The sequence below is a fragment of the Streptomyces sp. NK08204 genome (genome assembly GCF_020400585.1).
Taxonomy (GTDB): Bacteria; Actinomycetota; Actinomycetes; order Streptomycetales; family Streptomycetaceae; genus Streptomyces.
Genome location: NZ_JAINVF010000018.1, coordinates 66112 through 80055, shown reverse-complemented (window position 1 = coordinate 80055; position 13944 = coordinate 66112). Strand labels below are relative to the sequence as shown.

Sequence of the window (13944 nt, the reverse complement as noted above, 5' to 3'; positions counted from 1 at the left end):
CCTGAATGCTCACTTGGCGTCGGCGTAGCACTCCACCACCGCCGTCGTGAACGGGAACCGCACCGGCGTCTGTCCGAACGTCAGCCGCCCGGCGAGGTCCGCCGCCTCGCGGATGGCCCGGACGACGGTGTCGGCCTCCTCGGCGGGGCAGTGCACGATCACCTCGTCGTGCTGGAAGAAGACCAGCTCGGCCCGGAGGTCCGCGCAGGCCCGGCGCAGCGCGGCGAGCAGCAGCAGCGCCCAGTCGGCGGCGCTGCCCTGCACGACGAAGTTGCGTGCGAAGCGGCCACGCGCACGGGAGTTCGCGGAGGCGTAGCCCGGGACCCAGCCGGCCTGGCCGTCGGTCTGTGTCTCGGTGTCGTCCTCGTCGACCGGGATGCCCGCCTCCTCTGCCGCGTCCTCGCCCGCTCCGGCGGCCGGCGGGCAGGTGCGGCCCAGCCAGGTGCGCACGAGGCGGCCCTCCTCACCGGCGCGGGCGGCCTCGTCCACGTAGGCGACGGCCTTGGGGAAGCGGCGGCGGAGCGCGGCGAGGTTCTTCAGGCCGTCACCGGAGGTCTGGCCGTAGACCGCGCCGAGCACGGCGAGCTTGGCCTGGTCGCGGTCGCCGGAGAAGGCGCGGTCGGAGACGGACTGGTAGAGGTCGCTCTCGCGGGCGGCGACGTCCATCAGGCCCGGGTCGCGGGAGACGGCCGCGAGGACGCGTGGCTCCATCTGGTCGGCGTCGGCGACGACGAGCCGCCAGCCGGGGTCGGCGACCACGGCCCGGCGGATCACCTTGGGGATCTGCAGCCCGCCTCCGCCGTTGGTCACCCAGCGCCCGGTGACCGTGCCGCCGGCGAGGAACTCCGGTCGGAAGCGGCCGTCGCGCACCCAGTCCTGGAGCCAGGACCAGCCGTGGGCCACCCAGATGCGGTACAGCTTCTTGTACTCCAGCAGAGGCTGGACGGCCGGGTGGTCGATCGACTGGATCTCCCAGCGGCGGGTGGATCTGACCTTGATCCCGGCCTGGGCGAACGCCCTGACGACATCGGCGGGCAGATCGGGTCGCACGCGGCGGCCGAAGGCGGCCGACACCTCGTCGGCCAGCTCTGCGAGGCGGCGCGGCTCGCCACCGCCCGCGTACCGCTCGCCGAGCAGGTCGTGCAGCAGCCGGCGGTGGACCTCGGCGCTCCAGGGCAGGCCCGCATGGTTCATCTCGGCGGCCACCAGCATCCCCGCCGACTCGGCGGCGGTCAGCAGCCGCATCCGGTCGGGATGGGTGCTCTTCTCTTGCCGCCGCTGCTGGTCGGCGTAGACCGCGAGGAGGTCCTCGAGGGGCAGACGGGTGGCGGTGGGTTCGAACAGGGGGGACTGGGCGCCCGGTTCGGCCGCGCGCTGCGGCGGGTCGGGAGGTACGGGGCCGCCGCGGAGGCGGGCCAGGGCGGCGGCGGCCGAGCGCGGCTCGCCGTACCGTCCCTCGTGGCCCAGCAGGAGTGTCTCGGCGTCCTCGATGTCGTAGCACCGCGCAACTCGCACCCCCGTGGCGAGCAGACGCGGGTAGACCTCGGCGGTCGACCGCCACACCCAGCGCGTCACCTCCGGGCGGCTCCGCACCGCCCCGGCGAGATCGCTCTCCCGCCGCACCGGCCCGGTGGGCAGCCCGTCCGGGCCGAGGGGGGCGACGTCCACGCCTCCGTCCTCGGCCGGTGCGAGCGCCCACCGGTCGGTCATGACAGCGAGTGTGGCAGGCGGGTCTGACAATCGCTCCGACCAGGGATTTCAGCCCTCCTGGGGGGACTGGGACCCCTTCTTCTCCAGCAACAGTGTCAGCATTCTGTCGAGGTACTCCTCGATCGCCGCCTTGGTGATGCCGAGCCCGTTGAGGACCCCCTCGCCGTTCTCGTGCTCCAGCAGGGCCAGCAACAGGTGCTCGGTGCCGATGTAGTTGTGGCCGAGCCGGAGCGCCTCGCGGAAGGTGAGTTCGAGGACCTTCTTGGCCTCGGGGCCGTAGGGGACGAGGTCCGGGACCTGCTCCGCGGCGGCTGGGAGCGCGGCGCTCGCGGCCTGGCGTACGGCGTCCAGCGGGACGCCCTGCGCGGTGATCGCCTTCGCGGCCAGGCCCTCCGGCTCGGCCAGCAGCCCCAGGAGCAGGTGTTCGGGACGGCCCTCGGGGTTGCGCGCGGCCAGCGCCTCGTTGTGGGCGGCCATGACCACGTTCCGCGCGCGCGGGGTGTAGCGGCTGAAGCCCTGGCTGGGGTCGAGGTCGGTGGACTCCTTCGGCACGAACCGCTTCTGCGCCGCCTGCCGGGTCACCCCCATGCTCTTGCCGATCTCCGTCCAGGACGCGCCGGACCGCCGGGCCTGGTCCACGAAGTGCCCGATCAGATGGTCGGCCACGTCACCGAGGTGGTCCGCGGCGATCACTGCGTCCTGGAGCTGGTCGAGGGGTTCGGGGTGCACCTTCTTGATGGCCTCGATGAGGTCGTCGAGGCGTACCGATGCCGTGATGTTCGGGTGCGTCGCCATGTGTCAACCGTAGGTTGTCACCCCCAGGGTGTCAACCTACGGTTGACATTCGACGTCCCCTTACTCGGGTGCGGCAAGCCGCACGGCCAGTCCGGCGAACACCGTCCCGCTGAACAGGTCCAGCGCCCGGGTCACCCGGCGGCTGCGCCGCAGCAGTGACGCGAGCCTTCCGGATAGCAGCCCGACCGAGCCGTCCACGATCAGGCCGATCGCCGTGAGGGTGACGCCCAGGACCAGGAACTGCTCCCGTACGTGCCCCAGGCCGGGGTTCACGAACTGGGGGAGGAAGGAGACGTTGAAGAGGATCACCTTGGGGTTGAGCAGGTTGGTGACGGCTCCCCGCCAGAAGGCCCGCCGTCGCCCGCGGTGCGGCTCGGCCTCCTCCTCGGCGGTTCCGGCTGCGCCGCGGAACGCCTTCACCGCGAGGTACAGCAGATAGGCCGCACCAGCCCAGCGCAGCACGTGGTAGAGCGTCGGCAGGGTCAGGAACAGGGCCGACAGTCCGAGGGCCGCCGCGACCGTGTGCACCAGCATGGCGCAGGCGACCCCCACGGCCGCCGTCACCCCCGTCAAGGGGTCGCCCCGGCCGCCCATCGCCACAATGAACATCATGTCCGGCCCGGGAGTCACGCACAGCGCGAAGGCTGCCACCAGGAACGCCGCGTAGAGAGACATGTCCACCATGCCGCCATGCTCGTCGCCGCCCGCCCGGGCGGTGCGGAATTCCAGCCAGTGAGACCGCGCCTCGGCTGCGACCGTGCGCCGCTACGAGCCCCCGTGCTCGTACATCACCACCAGCACCCCGTGCACCGGCTCGTCGCCCACGTCCTCCTCGGCCTCGTCGACCAACTCCGCCAGGGTGTCCCGCAGCCGCCGCGCCCGCTCCGGTGACAGGCGCAGATGCCGGAGGCTGAGGAGCGGGTCGCCCGGGGAGCGGTCCAGTTCCTGGGCCACCGCGCCGAGCAGCGCCTCGGTGCCCGCCGCCTGCGGCTCCGTCACCCTCAGCCGCCGGACGGCCCGGCGGTAGTACTGCTCGGTCCCGCCCCGGACCTGCCGGGTCTCCGTGACCTGTACGAGCCCTGCCTCGCGCAGCACCTTGAGGTGGTGCGCCACGCTGCCCTTGGCCACCCCGAGCCGCACCGCCAGCTGGCTTGTCGTGGCGGGCTGGTGGGTCAGCACGAAGAGCAGTCGCTGACGCAGTTGGTGCGCGAGCGCGGCGAACTGCTCGGGTGCGGAGATCTCCAGTACGTCTTCGTGTTCGTGTTCGTGTTCGTGTGCGTCGTCCTGTCGTCCGGTCACCTGCCAAGCGTCCAATTCTCTTGACGCTTGCGCAAGTCGATGTTGTACTCGCCGCCATGACCACCTTGATGCCCGGTACATCCGGGACGCCCGGTGAGTCGGAAACCCCGACACCCGTGACCGGCACAGCCGCCGTGATCGAGCAGACCGCCCGGCTCGTCGCTGAGCAGTACGTCTTCCCGGAGGTCGGCGAGCGGCTCGCCGCGCTGCTGCGCCGCCGCCTTGCCGAGGGGGCCTACGACGTGGGCAGCGCCGAGGAGCTCGGAGCCCGGGTCACCGCGGACCTCCAGTCGGACAACGGCGACCTGCACCTGCGCCTGAGACACCACCCCGATCGGGTGCCCCAGGAGCAGGGCGAGGCAACGCTGGCCGAGATGCGCCGCCGGTTCGACGCCTCCCTGGGCGGAGTCCCGCGGGTGCAGCTGCTGGCCGGTGGTGCCGCCCTCCTCGAACTGGGCCCGTCACTGTTCCCGCTCGCCTGGTCCGCCGAACCGCTCTCGGCCGCGTTCACGCTGGTCGCGCGGGCGGACGCGCTGATCCTCGATCTGCGGGGCAACCGCGGCGGCGACCCGGAGACGGTGTCCTTCGTCTGCAGCTACCTGCTCGACGAGCGCACCCACCTCAACACCCAGTACGTGCGCGCGGGGGAGCGCCACGACCAGTACTGGAGCCTGCCGCACGTCCCGGGAGCCCGCTTCGGCGGCACGAAGCCGGTCTGTGTGCTCACGAGCGGCCACACCTTCTCCGGCGCCGAGGAACTGGCGTACAACCTGCAGCAACTGGGCCGGGCGGTGATCGTGGGGGAGACCACCAAGGGCGGTGCGCATCCTCGCGAGGGCTGGACGGTCCACCCGCATCTGGAGGTCACGATCCCGGTCGCCCGTTCGCTCAACCCGGTGTCCGGCACCAACTGGGAGGGCACCGGCATCCAGCCGGACATCCCGTGCGCCGCCGAGGAAGCCCTCGACCGGGCGCTGCTGGAACTGGCACGGTCCTGACGGCGGGCGCGGCTGTCCACAGCCTGTGGACAGCCGCGCCCCGCTGTCGGCGGCCCATGGCACGATCGACGCGTGACCAGCACCAGCAGCACCGTCGACCAAGCCTTCCAGGCCTCCCTGTACGACGACACCGACTCCGGCCTCGACACGGGCGCGTCCCTCCTCGCGGCCGACCCGGCCGCGGATGCCGAACTCGCGCGGCGGGGCGAGGAGTTCGTGGCGGCGGCCTGGCGGCGCGGCTGGCAGCCCGCCGACGTCGTACGGCTCGTGCGGCGGGAGCTGGACGACCTGCACGCAGGGCTGGCCGCCGGGCTGATCCGGGCGCAGGCCGGAGGCGACCGCCCGCGCGGGCGCCGCTGGGCCGCCCAGCTGGAGGACCTCCCGCAGGACCCGCCGCACGCGGGCGACCGCTTCTCGCACGCCACCGCCGTCCTGGAGCTGTACCGCCTGCTGCTGCGGCTGCCCGCGCTCGAACCCCTGGAGGAGTCCCGCCGGGAGCACGGTCCGGCCGCCTCCCGCATGCTCACCCGCATTCGCGCGCTGCTCGCCAAGGCGGAGGCGACCGGCTTCCCCCAGGAGGCGGAGGCACTCACCGCGAAGGCGCAGGAGCTGATGGCCCGGCACAGCGTCGACGAGGCGCTGCTCGCCGCCGCCGCGCCCGCGCCGGACGCGCCCGGCGCCTGCAGGATCGGGGTGGAGCCGCCGTACGAGCAGTCCAAGGCGGTGCTGCTGGACGCGCTCGCCACCGCCAACCACTGCCGCGCGGTGTGGAACGAACCGCTGGGCTTCAGCACGGTCGTCGGTTTCGAGGCCGACCTGGAGGCGGTCGAGCTGCTCTACACTTCGCTGCTGGTGCAGGCCGCGCACGCGATGACCAAGGCGGAGGCCGCGCAGCGAGCCGGCGGCCGTAAGCGGACCAAGATTTTCCGGCAGTCGTTCCTCGCGGCCTACGCGCACCGCGTCGGCGACCGGCTCAGGTCCGCCGCCGAGGCCCAGGTCACCCAGGATCTGCTGCCGGTGCTGGCCACGCGCGCGATAGCCGTCACCGACCGTCTGGACCGGATGTTCCCGGAGACGACCACCACCCGGCTGCGCGGGGTGAGCGACGCGGCCGGCTGGACGGAGGGCGCGGCAGCGGCGGACCGGGCGCAGGTCAGAGCCCGGCCCCGGCTCGGGTGAGCGGCTGCGGGCGGCTCAGTCCCCGACCTGCTGGAAGGCGCTGACGGACGCGTTGGGGCGGCTTGCCGTGCCGTTCTCGCCGGCGATCGGGCCGTACTTCCACGGGTAACCGCGGGTGGTGGTGGACCCGGGCAGGCCGATCTTCACGGTCTGCGCCTGCAGGCTGCCCCGGTCGCCCGCCCTGCCGCGCACATAGGTGATCGTGAAGGTCGCGGAGTCGCCCTTCGCGAGTCTCAGCTTCTGGGGCCTGGCGCCCCGCTGCGCGGGCACGGGCGCCTCGGTGCCGCCCGCGGCCAGCAGGACGCCGGGGAACCTGTCGAGTGTGCAGGGGGCGCTCTGGTTCGTGATGCTGACCGGCACTTCCCCCGTGTCACCGGCCGCCGGCGCCACGCTCGCCGGGCCCACCTGCACCGAGACCTTGTCGACCCGGCACGCGGAGCCGCCCGTGCCGCCGCTGCCGCCTTCGCAGGCGGTCAGCGCCAGTGCGGCGGCGAGGACGGTGACGGTGAGCGGAATGGCGCGCATGGGCAGGTCCCAATCGAGGTCGTTTCGGTGCCCCTGCATCATGGCGCCTGCGCCCCGGGTCCGTTCGCGCGCCCCTCCGGCATCACTGCTGCGGAGCAGTGCCCCCGGGCGTCACTGCTTGAGGCCGGTCGGCAGCCCGGAGGGCAGTCTGCCGCCCTCGGCCCGGGTGAACGTCTCCTGCCCGAGCTTGCCCGACCAGGTCACCTTCATGGTCTTCGCGCCGACCGAGTCGACCATGCCCGACACCCGGTCCTTGCTGCCGTCGGTGCAGGTCAGATGAATCATCTGCATCCCGGCCTCGGTGCCCGCCGTGCCGCTGCACACGGAACCGCCGGTCGCGAAGAGCCCCGCCTGATCACCGTTGACCACCAGGGCCACGATCTTGCCGCCGGCGGTGGTGATCCAGCTGCCCTGGAGCTTGCCGGAGGCCCCGGGCGCAGCGCCGGTGGCGGCACCGGAACCCGCGGTGGCCGTCGGGGACGCGCTCGGCGTGGGGCCGTCCTTGGCGCCGTCCCCCCCGCCGCCGCACGCCGTCAGCGCGAGCGCGCCCGTCAGGCCCGCGGCCATGGCCACGGCAGCGCTCCGCGTCCTCGCAGTCGCCCACGTCACGTCCAACCCCCTAGTTCCAGCGGCCGGCCCGCCCGCGGCCGGAAGACCGCAGCAAGCTACCAGCAGGTACCGCGGACCCCGGGCACCGCGCGGTCGAATCCGGGGGTGAACGTGGCCGCGGTCGAGGAGGCGGGCGGGAGCCTGCAACAGTAAGGGGGCCGTATGCGTCTGTTACTGAGAGGGTGCATGTCCTGCCTGCTCCGGGCAGGTGACGGAATAACTTCGGTAAAGCGGGCGTCAATTGTGTAATCGCAGGACCACCCCTCGTGCACGTGCATCTGCTCGCGCATCTGCATGTGAACAGAGTTATGATCCGGGTCAGTTGACTACAGCATCTATGGCCACACCAGCCAGTGCACCACCGGGGAGCGACTGTGGACCGCGACGTTGACGGCGTTTACGGGGGGTACGACGTGTACAACGGCATGGCTGCCACGCAGCTGGACGGAGTGGCCTGGCAGAAGAGCCGGCACAGCAACTCACAGGGGTCCTGTGTGGAATTCGCGCGGTTGCCCGGCGGTGACGTGGCCGTTCGCAACTCACGCTTCCCGGACGGGCCCGCACTCGTCTACACGCGCGCGGAGATCGAGGCGATGCTCCTCGGTGTCAAGGACGGCGAGTTCGACCACCTGATAGCGAGCTGACACGCGTCTGCCGGTCGTGAGCGGGCCGGGGCGTGACGGTACCGGCGGGGTTGACGCGCGTAGCGGACGGGCGCGGAACGGTTCCGCACCGCGGCTCGAGCCGAACCGGGTCCTCCAGGAGGGCCGGGCTCCCGGCGGGCCGGGCTTCAGTCGGTGGCCGGAAGCCGGAACAACGCCCAGACCACCTTGCCGCTCAGGGTGCCCGCGAGCGGGTGCCAGCCCCAGCTGTCACTGAAGGAGTCGACCAGGAACAGGCCGCGCCCCGACTCCGCCGAGAAGTCGTCCGAGTCCCGTGGCGCGGGCGTCTCGTGGCTCGGGTCGCGCACCGCGCACACCAGCCGCTCTTTCCAGCACATCAGATGCAGTCGTACGGACGAGCTGTGGTCGCCGGCCCGGCCCGGCTCGGGGCCGGCCGGGTCACGAGGCGCGGCCCGCAGGGCCTCTCCGGAAGGGCGGTGGGCAGCGGGCAGCCCGTGGCGCAGCGCGTTGGTGACGAGTTCGGAGACGACCAGGCATATGTCGTCGAAGCGGTCCCCCACGTCCCACTGGCCCAGCGTGTCACGGGTGAAACGGCGGGCCTCGCGCACCGCTTCGTAGCGGGCGGGCAGGGCGCAGGAGGCGGCATCGGACACGGCCGCGGGGTCGAGTGGCGGAAGGCCCTGCCGTAACGGCTTGAGCATGGTCGATCCATTCGTTCCCATGCGAGGCACTCCCGGGAATTCGCGGTCGTTGCGATGCAGCGGTGGCGCGGGACCATGGTTTCGGATGGGAAGAGCAGATGCAAGGGCAGATGCACGTGCACGCGACCGAATTGGACCCGCCCGTACCACTTCTTGGCCATTTTTTCCGCCATCGCGGAGTTCCCGTCGCACTCTTGTCACGCGTGAGCCCCCGGTCTTCCTGCGGGACAACGGCCGAGCTCTTTCCGTTTCCGTAACCGGATGAGTACTGCGCGAAGCGTTTACATGGCAGACTTCGGCCCCTGAAGACGGTTGGGGAGGCTGACGAAGGTGAGCGCGGGAGAGCCCGGATCGGTGGTGCGGCGGATGCTGCTCGGTTCGCAACTCAGGCGACTGCGCGAAGCGCGGGGAATCACGCGCGAGGCGGCAGGGTACTCCATCCGTGCCTCCGAGTCGAAGATCAGCCGGATGGAGCTGGGCCGGGTGAGCTTCAAGACCAGGGATGTCGAGGACCTGTTGACGCTGTACGGCATCACCGACGAGGCGGAGCGCGAGTCGCTGCTCTCTCTCGCCCGCGAGGCCAACGTCGCGGGCTGGTGGCACAGTTACTCCGATGTGCTGCCCAGCTGGTTCCCCACCTATGTGGGCCTGGAGGGCGCCGCCTCTCTCATCCGAGTCTACGAGGTGCAGTTCGTGCACGGCCTGCTGCAGACCGAGGCGTACGCACGCGCGGTGGTCCGGCGCGGCATGAAGGGCGCGGGCGCGGCCGACGTGGAGCGGCGGGTCGCGCTGCGCCTGGAGCGGCAGAAGCACCTGCTGGACGACAACGCCCCCGAGTTCCACATCGTGCTGGACGAGGCCGCGCTGCGCCGCCCCTACGGCGACCGCGAGGTGATGCGCGGCCAGCTCCAGCACCTGATCGACCTGTCCGAGCGGCCCAACGTACGGCTGCAGGTCATGCCGTTCAGCCTCGGCGGGCATTCCGGCGAGAGCGGCGCCTTCACCATCCTCAGCTTCCCCGAGTCCGACCTGTCCGATGTGGTCTACCTGGAGCAGCTGACCAGCGCCCTCTACCTCGACAAGCGCGAGGACGTCGCCCAGTACGAGCAGGCGCTCAAGGAGCTCCAGCAGGACAGTCCCGGCCCGGACGAGAGCCGGGATCTGCTGCGCGGACTCATCCAACTCACTTGATACGCAAGTACGATGACGTGTGATCAGAGTGACAGTGGATCTGGTGTCTGCTAGCGATTGAGGGATCACATGTCGTCCTACTTCACCGACCTGGCTCAGCAGTACATCGACGGTGAGTGGTGCACGGGCACCGGCTCCTGGGACGTCATCGACTTCAACCCCTACAACGACGAGAAGCTGGCCTCGATCACGGTGGCCACGGCCGACGAGGTGGACCAGGCCTACCGGGCCGCCGCCCGCGCGCAGAAGCAGTGGGCCGCCACCAACCCGTACACCCGGCGTGCCGTCTTCGAGCGCGCTCTGCGGCTGATCGAGGAGCGCGAGCAGGAGATAGCCGACCTGATCACCGCGGAGCTCGGCGGCACCCGCGTCAAGGCGGGCTTCGAGCTGCACCTCGCCAAGGAGTTCCTGCGCGAGGCGATCCACCTCGCGCTGCGCCCCGAGGGCAAGATCCTTCCCTCCCCCCTGGACGGCAAGGAGAACCGGGTCTACCGGGTTCCGGTGGGCGTCGTCGGCGTGATCAGTTCCTTCAACTTCCCGTTCCTGCTGTCGCTGAAGTCGGTGGCTCCGGCACTCGTCCTCGGCAACGGCGTGGTCCTCAAGCCGCACCAGGACACCCCGATAGCCGGCGGCACCCTGATCGCGAAGATCCTCGAGGAGGCGGGACTGCCGGGCGGCCTGCTCAACGTCATCGTCACCGACATAGCCGAGATAGGCGACGCCTTCATCGAGCACCCGATCCCCAAGGTCATATCCTTCACCGGTTCCGACGAGGTCGGCCGGCACGTCGCGACCGTGTGCGCCAGGGACTTCAAGCGCGCGGTCCTCGAACTCAGCGGCAACAGCGCACTGGTGGTGCTGGACGACGCCGACGTCGACTACGCGGTGGACGCGGCGGTCTTCAGCCGGTTCGTCCACCAGGGCCAGGCCTGCATGGCCGCCAACCGGGTCCTCGTGAACCGTTCGATCGCCGACGAGTTCACCGAGAAGTTCGTCGCCAAGGTCAGGACCCTCACGGTCGGCGACCCGAGAGACCCCCGGACCGTCATCGGCCCGGTGATCAACGGCACGCAGGCCAACGTCATCTCCGGCGCGGTCGAGCAGGCGCTCGCCGAGGGCGCCACCGCCCTCGTGCAGGGCACCATCTCCGGCAACCTGATCGGCCCGACCGTGCTGACCGGCATACCCGCCGGCTCCAGCCTGCTCCGGCAGGAGATCTTCGGCCCGGTCGTCTTCCTCATCCCGTTCGACAGCGAGGAGGAGGCGGTCCGGATCGTCAACGACACCCCCTACGGCCTCAGCGGCGCCGTGCACACCGGTGACATCGAGCGTGGTGTGGCCTTCGCCAAGCAGATCGAGACCGGCATGTTCCACGTGAACGACGGCACCGTCCACGACGAGCCGCTCGTCCCCTTCGGCGGGGAGAAGCACTCCGGCATCGGCCGCCTGAACGGCGAGACGACCCTGGAGGCCTTCACCACCACCAAGTGGATCTCGGTGCAGCACGGCCGCACCGGCTTCCCGTTCTAGGTCTCCTCCCCTTTCGGGTTCCCTCCGGGCCGCGCGCCCTTGCGGACAGAAGCTGACCGCAAGGGTCCGTAGCGTTCCCGGTGTCAGGAAAACGGATGCGGGGAAGGGCGGCCGGTCATGGTCACGCACGTGAGCGCGGAGGCGAAGGGCGACGAGCGCGGGGCGCTGCTCGCCTTCCTGGAGGAGCAGCGCGGAGGGATCCGAAGGGCGCTGCTGGGACTGACCGAGGAGCAGGCCCGGATGCGCCCCAGCGCGAGCGAGCTGTCCCTGGGCGGACTGCTCAAGCACGTCGCCGAGGTCGAGCAGGGCTGGGTGGCCCGCGCCATGCGCCGGTCCCCGGCGGTCCGGCGCGACGAGTCCGACTGGCACGAGTGCTTCCGGCTGACCGAGGACGAGACGGTCGCCTCGCAGCTCGCGTACTGGGCGGAGGTCGCCGCCGAGACGGAGAAGTTCATCCGCTCCGCGCCCAGCCTCGACGACACCTTCCCGCTGCCGCCCGACCCCTGGTTCCCGCCGGAGGGCCGTGTCTCGCTGCGCTGGCTGTGCCTGCACCTGATCCGCGAGACGGCCCGGCACGCCGGCCATGCCGACATCATCCGGGAGTCGCTGGACGGCAGGACGGCGTTCGAACTGGTGGCCCTGGAGCAGGCCGGATAGCCGTACGCCCCTAACCTGGACCGCATGTCAGCGATCCGTCTGCTCGTGCTGGGCGCGGTCCGCCAGCACGGGCGGGCCCACGGCTACCAGGTCCGCGCCGACCTGGAGTACTGGGGCGCGCACGAGTGGTCCAACGCCAAGCCGGGCTCGATCTACCACGCCCTGAAACAGATGGCCCGGCAGGGGCTGCTGCACGCGCACGAGATCGCCCCGTCCACGGCCGGGGGACCGCCCCGCACCGAGTACGAGGTCACCGACAAGGGCACCGAGGAGTACTTCACCCTCCTCAGGGAGGCCCTGGTCGCCCGCGACCGGAGCATCGACATGCTCTCCACCGCCATCGGCTTCATGGTCGACCTGGAGCGCGCCGAGGTCGTGGCCCTGCTCCGGGAGCGCCTGCGCCGCCTGGCCGCGTGGCGCGATTCCGTCACCGAGCACTACATCCCCGGGGACGGCCCGGAGAAGCTCGGCCACATCGGCGAGATCATGAACATGTGGGTCCACGCGGCCGACGGCGAGGCCGCCTGGACCCGTGGCCTGGTCGAACGTGTCGAGAACGGCGCCTACACCTTCGCCGGCGAGGGCGAACCGTTCGTCGGCGTGCTCGCCGAAGGCCAGGAGAACCCGTACGCGACGGGGGAGCGGCACCCGCAGGACACTCGCTAGCGCCGGCCCGTGCCCGCTAGTGGTGGAAGCCGGTCGCCGCCTCCTTGTCCCGGGTCAGCGGATGCGGCTGCCGGCGCAGGTCGGGCAGCAGGCGGGTCAGGTCCGCCACGAACAGGTCGGCCAGGTCGTGCGAGAAGCCGTTGCGGCACACGATCCGCAGCACGGACAGGTCCTCCCGGTTCGGCGGGAAGGTGTACGCGGGCACCAGCCAGCCGCCCTCGCGCATCCGCCGGGAGACGTCGAAGACGTCGTAAGCCGTCACGTCGTCGGCCACGGTGAAGGCGAAGACGGGCAACTGGTCCCCTCGGGTGAGCAGCCGGAAGTCGCCGAGCGCCTCGATCCGCTTCGCGAGCGAGCGCGCCACCTCCCGGGTGGACCGCTGCACCATCTGGTAGCCCTCCCGGCCGAGCCGCAGGAACGTGTAGTACTGCGCGACCACCTGCGCGCCGGGCCGGGAGAAGTTCAGCGCGAAGGTCGGCATGTCGCCGCCCAGGTAGTTGACCCGGAAGACCAGTTCCTCGGGCAGCGCCTCCGCGTCCCGCCACAACGCCCAGCCGACGCCCGGGTAGACCAGGCCGTACTTGTGCCCCGAGGTGTTGATCGAGGCCACCCGGGGCAGCCGGAAGTCCCACACCAGGTCCTCGTCCAGGAAGGGCGCCACCATGCCCCCGGACGCCGCGTCGACGTGCACCGGGATGTCGAGTCCGGTGCGTTCCTGCAGGGCGTCCAGGGCCGCGCACAGGTCGGCGACGGGCTCGTACGACCCGTCGAAGGTCGAGCCGAGGACGCCGACGACCCCGATGGTGTTCTCGTCGCACAACCGCGCCGCGGCCTCGGGGTCCAGGTGGTAGCGGTCGCCCTGCATCGGCACCTGCCGGGCCTCCACCTCCCAGAAGTTGCAGAACTTCTCCCAGCAGACCTGGACGTTGACGCCCATGACCAGATTGGGCCGGGCCCCCGGATAGCGGTCGGCGTTGCGCCGGGCCCACCGTCGCTTGAGCGCCATCCCGGCGAGCATGCACGCCTCGCTCGACCCGGTGGTCGAGCAGCCGACGGCGGCCGACGGGTCCGGCGCGTTCCACAGGTCGGCGAGCATCGCCACGCAGCGCCGCTCCAGCTCGGCCGTGCGCGGGTACTCGTCCTTGTCGATCATGTTCTTGTCGCGGCACTCCGTCATCAGCACCCCGGCCTGCGGCTCCATCCAGGTGGTCACGAAGGTCGCCAGGTTCAGCCGCGAGTTGCCGTCCAGCATCAGCTCGTCGTGGACCAGCTGGTACGCCGTCGAAGGGGCCACCGGGGTGTCCGGGAGCCGGTGCGTGGGCGGAGCCTCGGTCATGCCGCCGACGGGGTTGGCCTCCCCGAAGAACGGGTTGACCGACACAGTCCGTTCCTCGTGCTTCTCGGGACCTCGGTGCAGCGCCATGGGCATGCCCTCCTTTGGGCCACCATAAAGCGGACAGC

Annotated in this window: 15 protein-coding genes; 7 read left to right on the top strand and 8 right to left on the bottom strand. The window is 71.2% G+C overall.

The window, feature by feature from the left end; all coding sequences use genetic code 11:
* Positions 1 to 9 precede the first annotated feature (9 nt).
* The 4 genes from K7G59_RS24470 to K7G59_RS24455 all read right to left on the bottom strand — a co-directional run bounded on the left by K7G59_RS24470 (position 10) and on the right by K7G59_RS24455 (position 3804).
* A complete protein-coding gene (locus tag K7G59_RS24470; RefSeq protein WP_225837711.1) occupies positions 10 to 1710 on the bottom strand; it encodes a bifunctional 3'-5' exonuclease/DNA polymerase in 1701 nt (566 codons plus the stop codon).
* Positions 1711 to 1758: 48 nt separating this feature from the next.
* The gene (locus K7G59_RS24465; protein WP_225837708.1) at positions 1759 to 2505 is read right to left on the bottom strand and encodes a Clp protease N-terminal domain-containing protein; all 747 of its coding nucleotides are present in this window, start codon (positions 2503 to 2505) and stop codon (positions 1759 to 1761) included.
* Positions 2506 to 2565: 60 nt separating this feature from the next.
* Positions 2566 to 3189 carry a LysE family translocator gene (locus K7G59_RS24460; RefSeq protein WP_225837705.1) on the bottom strand — a complete coding sequence of 208 codons (624 nt, stop codon included), beginning with the start codon at positions 3187 to 3189 and terminating at the stop codon, positions 2566 to 2568.
* Between the two features lie 81 nt (positions 3190 to 3270).
* On the bottom strand, positions 3271 to 3804 hold the full coding sequence (locus K7G59_RS24455; RefSeq protein ID WP_225837703.1) for a winged helix-turn-helix domain-containing protein: 534 nt from the start codon (positions 3802 to 3804) through the stop codon (positions 3271 to 3273).
* Positions 3805 to 3920: 116 nt separating this feature from the next.
* Between K7G59_RS24455 and K7G59_RS24450 the strand changes: the two genes are divergently transcribed.
* Positions 3921 to 4802: a S41 family peptidase gene (locus K7G59_RS24450; RefSeq protein WP_225837699.1), complete on the top strand. Its 882-nt coding sequence runs from the start codon at positions 3921 to 3923 to the stop codon at positions 4800 to 4802.
* A 72-nt stretch (positions 4803 to 4874) separates the two neighbouring features.
* Positions 4875 to 5981: a DUF2786 domain-containing protein gene (locus K7G59_RS24445; protein WP_225837696.1), complete on the top strand. Its 1107-nt coding sequence runs from the start codon at positions 4875 to 4877 to the stop codon at positions 5979 to 5981.
* Between the two features lie 15 nt (positions 5982 to 5996).
* On the opposite strand, the gene K7G59_RS24440 is transcribed toward K7G59_RS24445, so the two are convergent.
* Together K7G59_RS24440 and K7G59_RS24435 are read right to left on the bottom strand one after the other, a co-directional pair.
* A complete protein-coding gene (locus K7G59_RS24440) occupies positions 5997 to 6506 on the bottom strand; it encodes a DUF4232 domain-containing protein (RefSeq protein WP_225837693.1) in 510 nt (169 codons plus the stop codon).
* A gap of 111 nt (positions 6507 to 6617) precedes the next feature.
* Entirely contained in the window at positions 6618 to 7073 is a 456-nt protein-coding gene (locus K7G59_RS24435; RefSeq protein WP_225837794.1) for a hypothetical protein, read from the bottom strand.
* Positions 7074 to 7489: 416 nt separating this feature from the next.
* Between K7G59_RS24435 and K7G59_RS24430 the strand changes: the two genes are divergently transcribed.
* The gene (locus tag K7G59_RS24430; RefSeq protein WP_030781778.1) at positions 7490 to 7759 is read left to right on the top strand and encodes a DUF397 domain-containing protein; all 270 of its coding nucleotides are present in this window, start codon (positions 7490 to 7492) and stop codon (positions 7757 to 7759) included.
* Between the two features lie 146 nt (positions 7760 to 7905).
* On the opposite strand, the gene K7G59_RS24425 is transcribed toward K7G59_RS24430, so the two are convergent.
* Positions 7906 to 8460: an ATP-binding protein gene (locus K7G59_RS24425; RefSeq protein WP_225837690.1), complete on the bottom strand. Its 555-nt coding sequence runs from the start codon at positions 8458 to 8460 to the stop codon at positions 7906 to 7908.
* A 345-nt stretch (positions 8461 to 8805) separates the two neighbouring features.
* Here K7G59_RS24425 and K7G59_RS24420 point away from each other — a divergent pair, with 345 nt between their 5' ends.
* From K7G59_RS24420 to K7G59_RS24405, 4 genes are all read left to right on the top strand, one after another.
* The gene (locus tag K7G59_RS24420) at positions 8806 to 9630 is read left to right on the top strand and encodes a helix-turn-helix transcriptional regulator (RefSeq protein WP_225837792.1); all 825 of its coding nucleotides are present in this window, start codon (positions 8806 to 8808) and stop codon (positions 9628 to 9630) included.
* A 69-nt stretch (positions 9631 to 9699) separates the two neighbouring features.
* A complete protein-coding gene (locus K7G59_RS24415; protein ID WP_225837688.1) occupies positions 9700 to 11160 on the top strand; it encodes an aldehyde dehydrogenase family protein in 1461 nt (486 codons plus the stop codon).
* Positions 11161 to 11277: 117 nt separating this feature from the next.
* The gene (locus K7G59_RS24410) at positions 11278 to 11817 is read left to right on the top strand and encodes a DinB family protein (protein WP_225837685.1); all 540 of its coding nucleotides are present in this window, start codon (positions 11278 to 11280) and stop codon (positions 11815 to 11817) included.
* A gap of 24 nt (positions 11818 to 11841) precedes the next feature.
* A complete protein-coding gene (locus K7G59_RS24405) occupies positions 11842 to 12483 on the top strand; it encodes a PadR family transcriptional regulator (protein WP_225837683.1) in 642 nt (213 codons plus the stop codon).
* A 16-nt stretch (positions 12484 to 12499) separates the two neighbouring features.
* Here the strand turns inward: K7G59_RS24405 and K7G59_RS24400 are convergent, their stop codons facing one another.
* Complete coding sequence (locus tag K7G59_RS24400) at positions 12500 to 13906, bottom strand: glutamate decarboxylase (RefSeq protein ID WP_225837681.1); 1407 nt, start codon at positions 13904 to 13906, stop codon at positions 12500 to 12502.
* Positions 13907 to 13944: the final 38 nt, after the last annotated feature.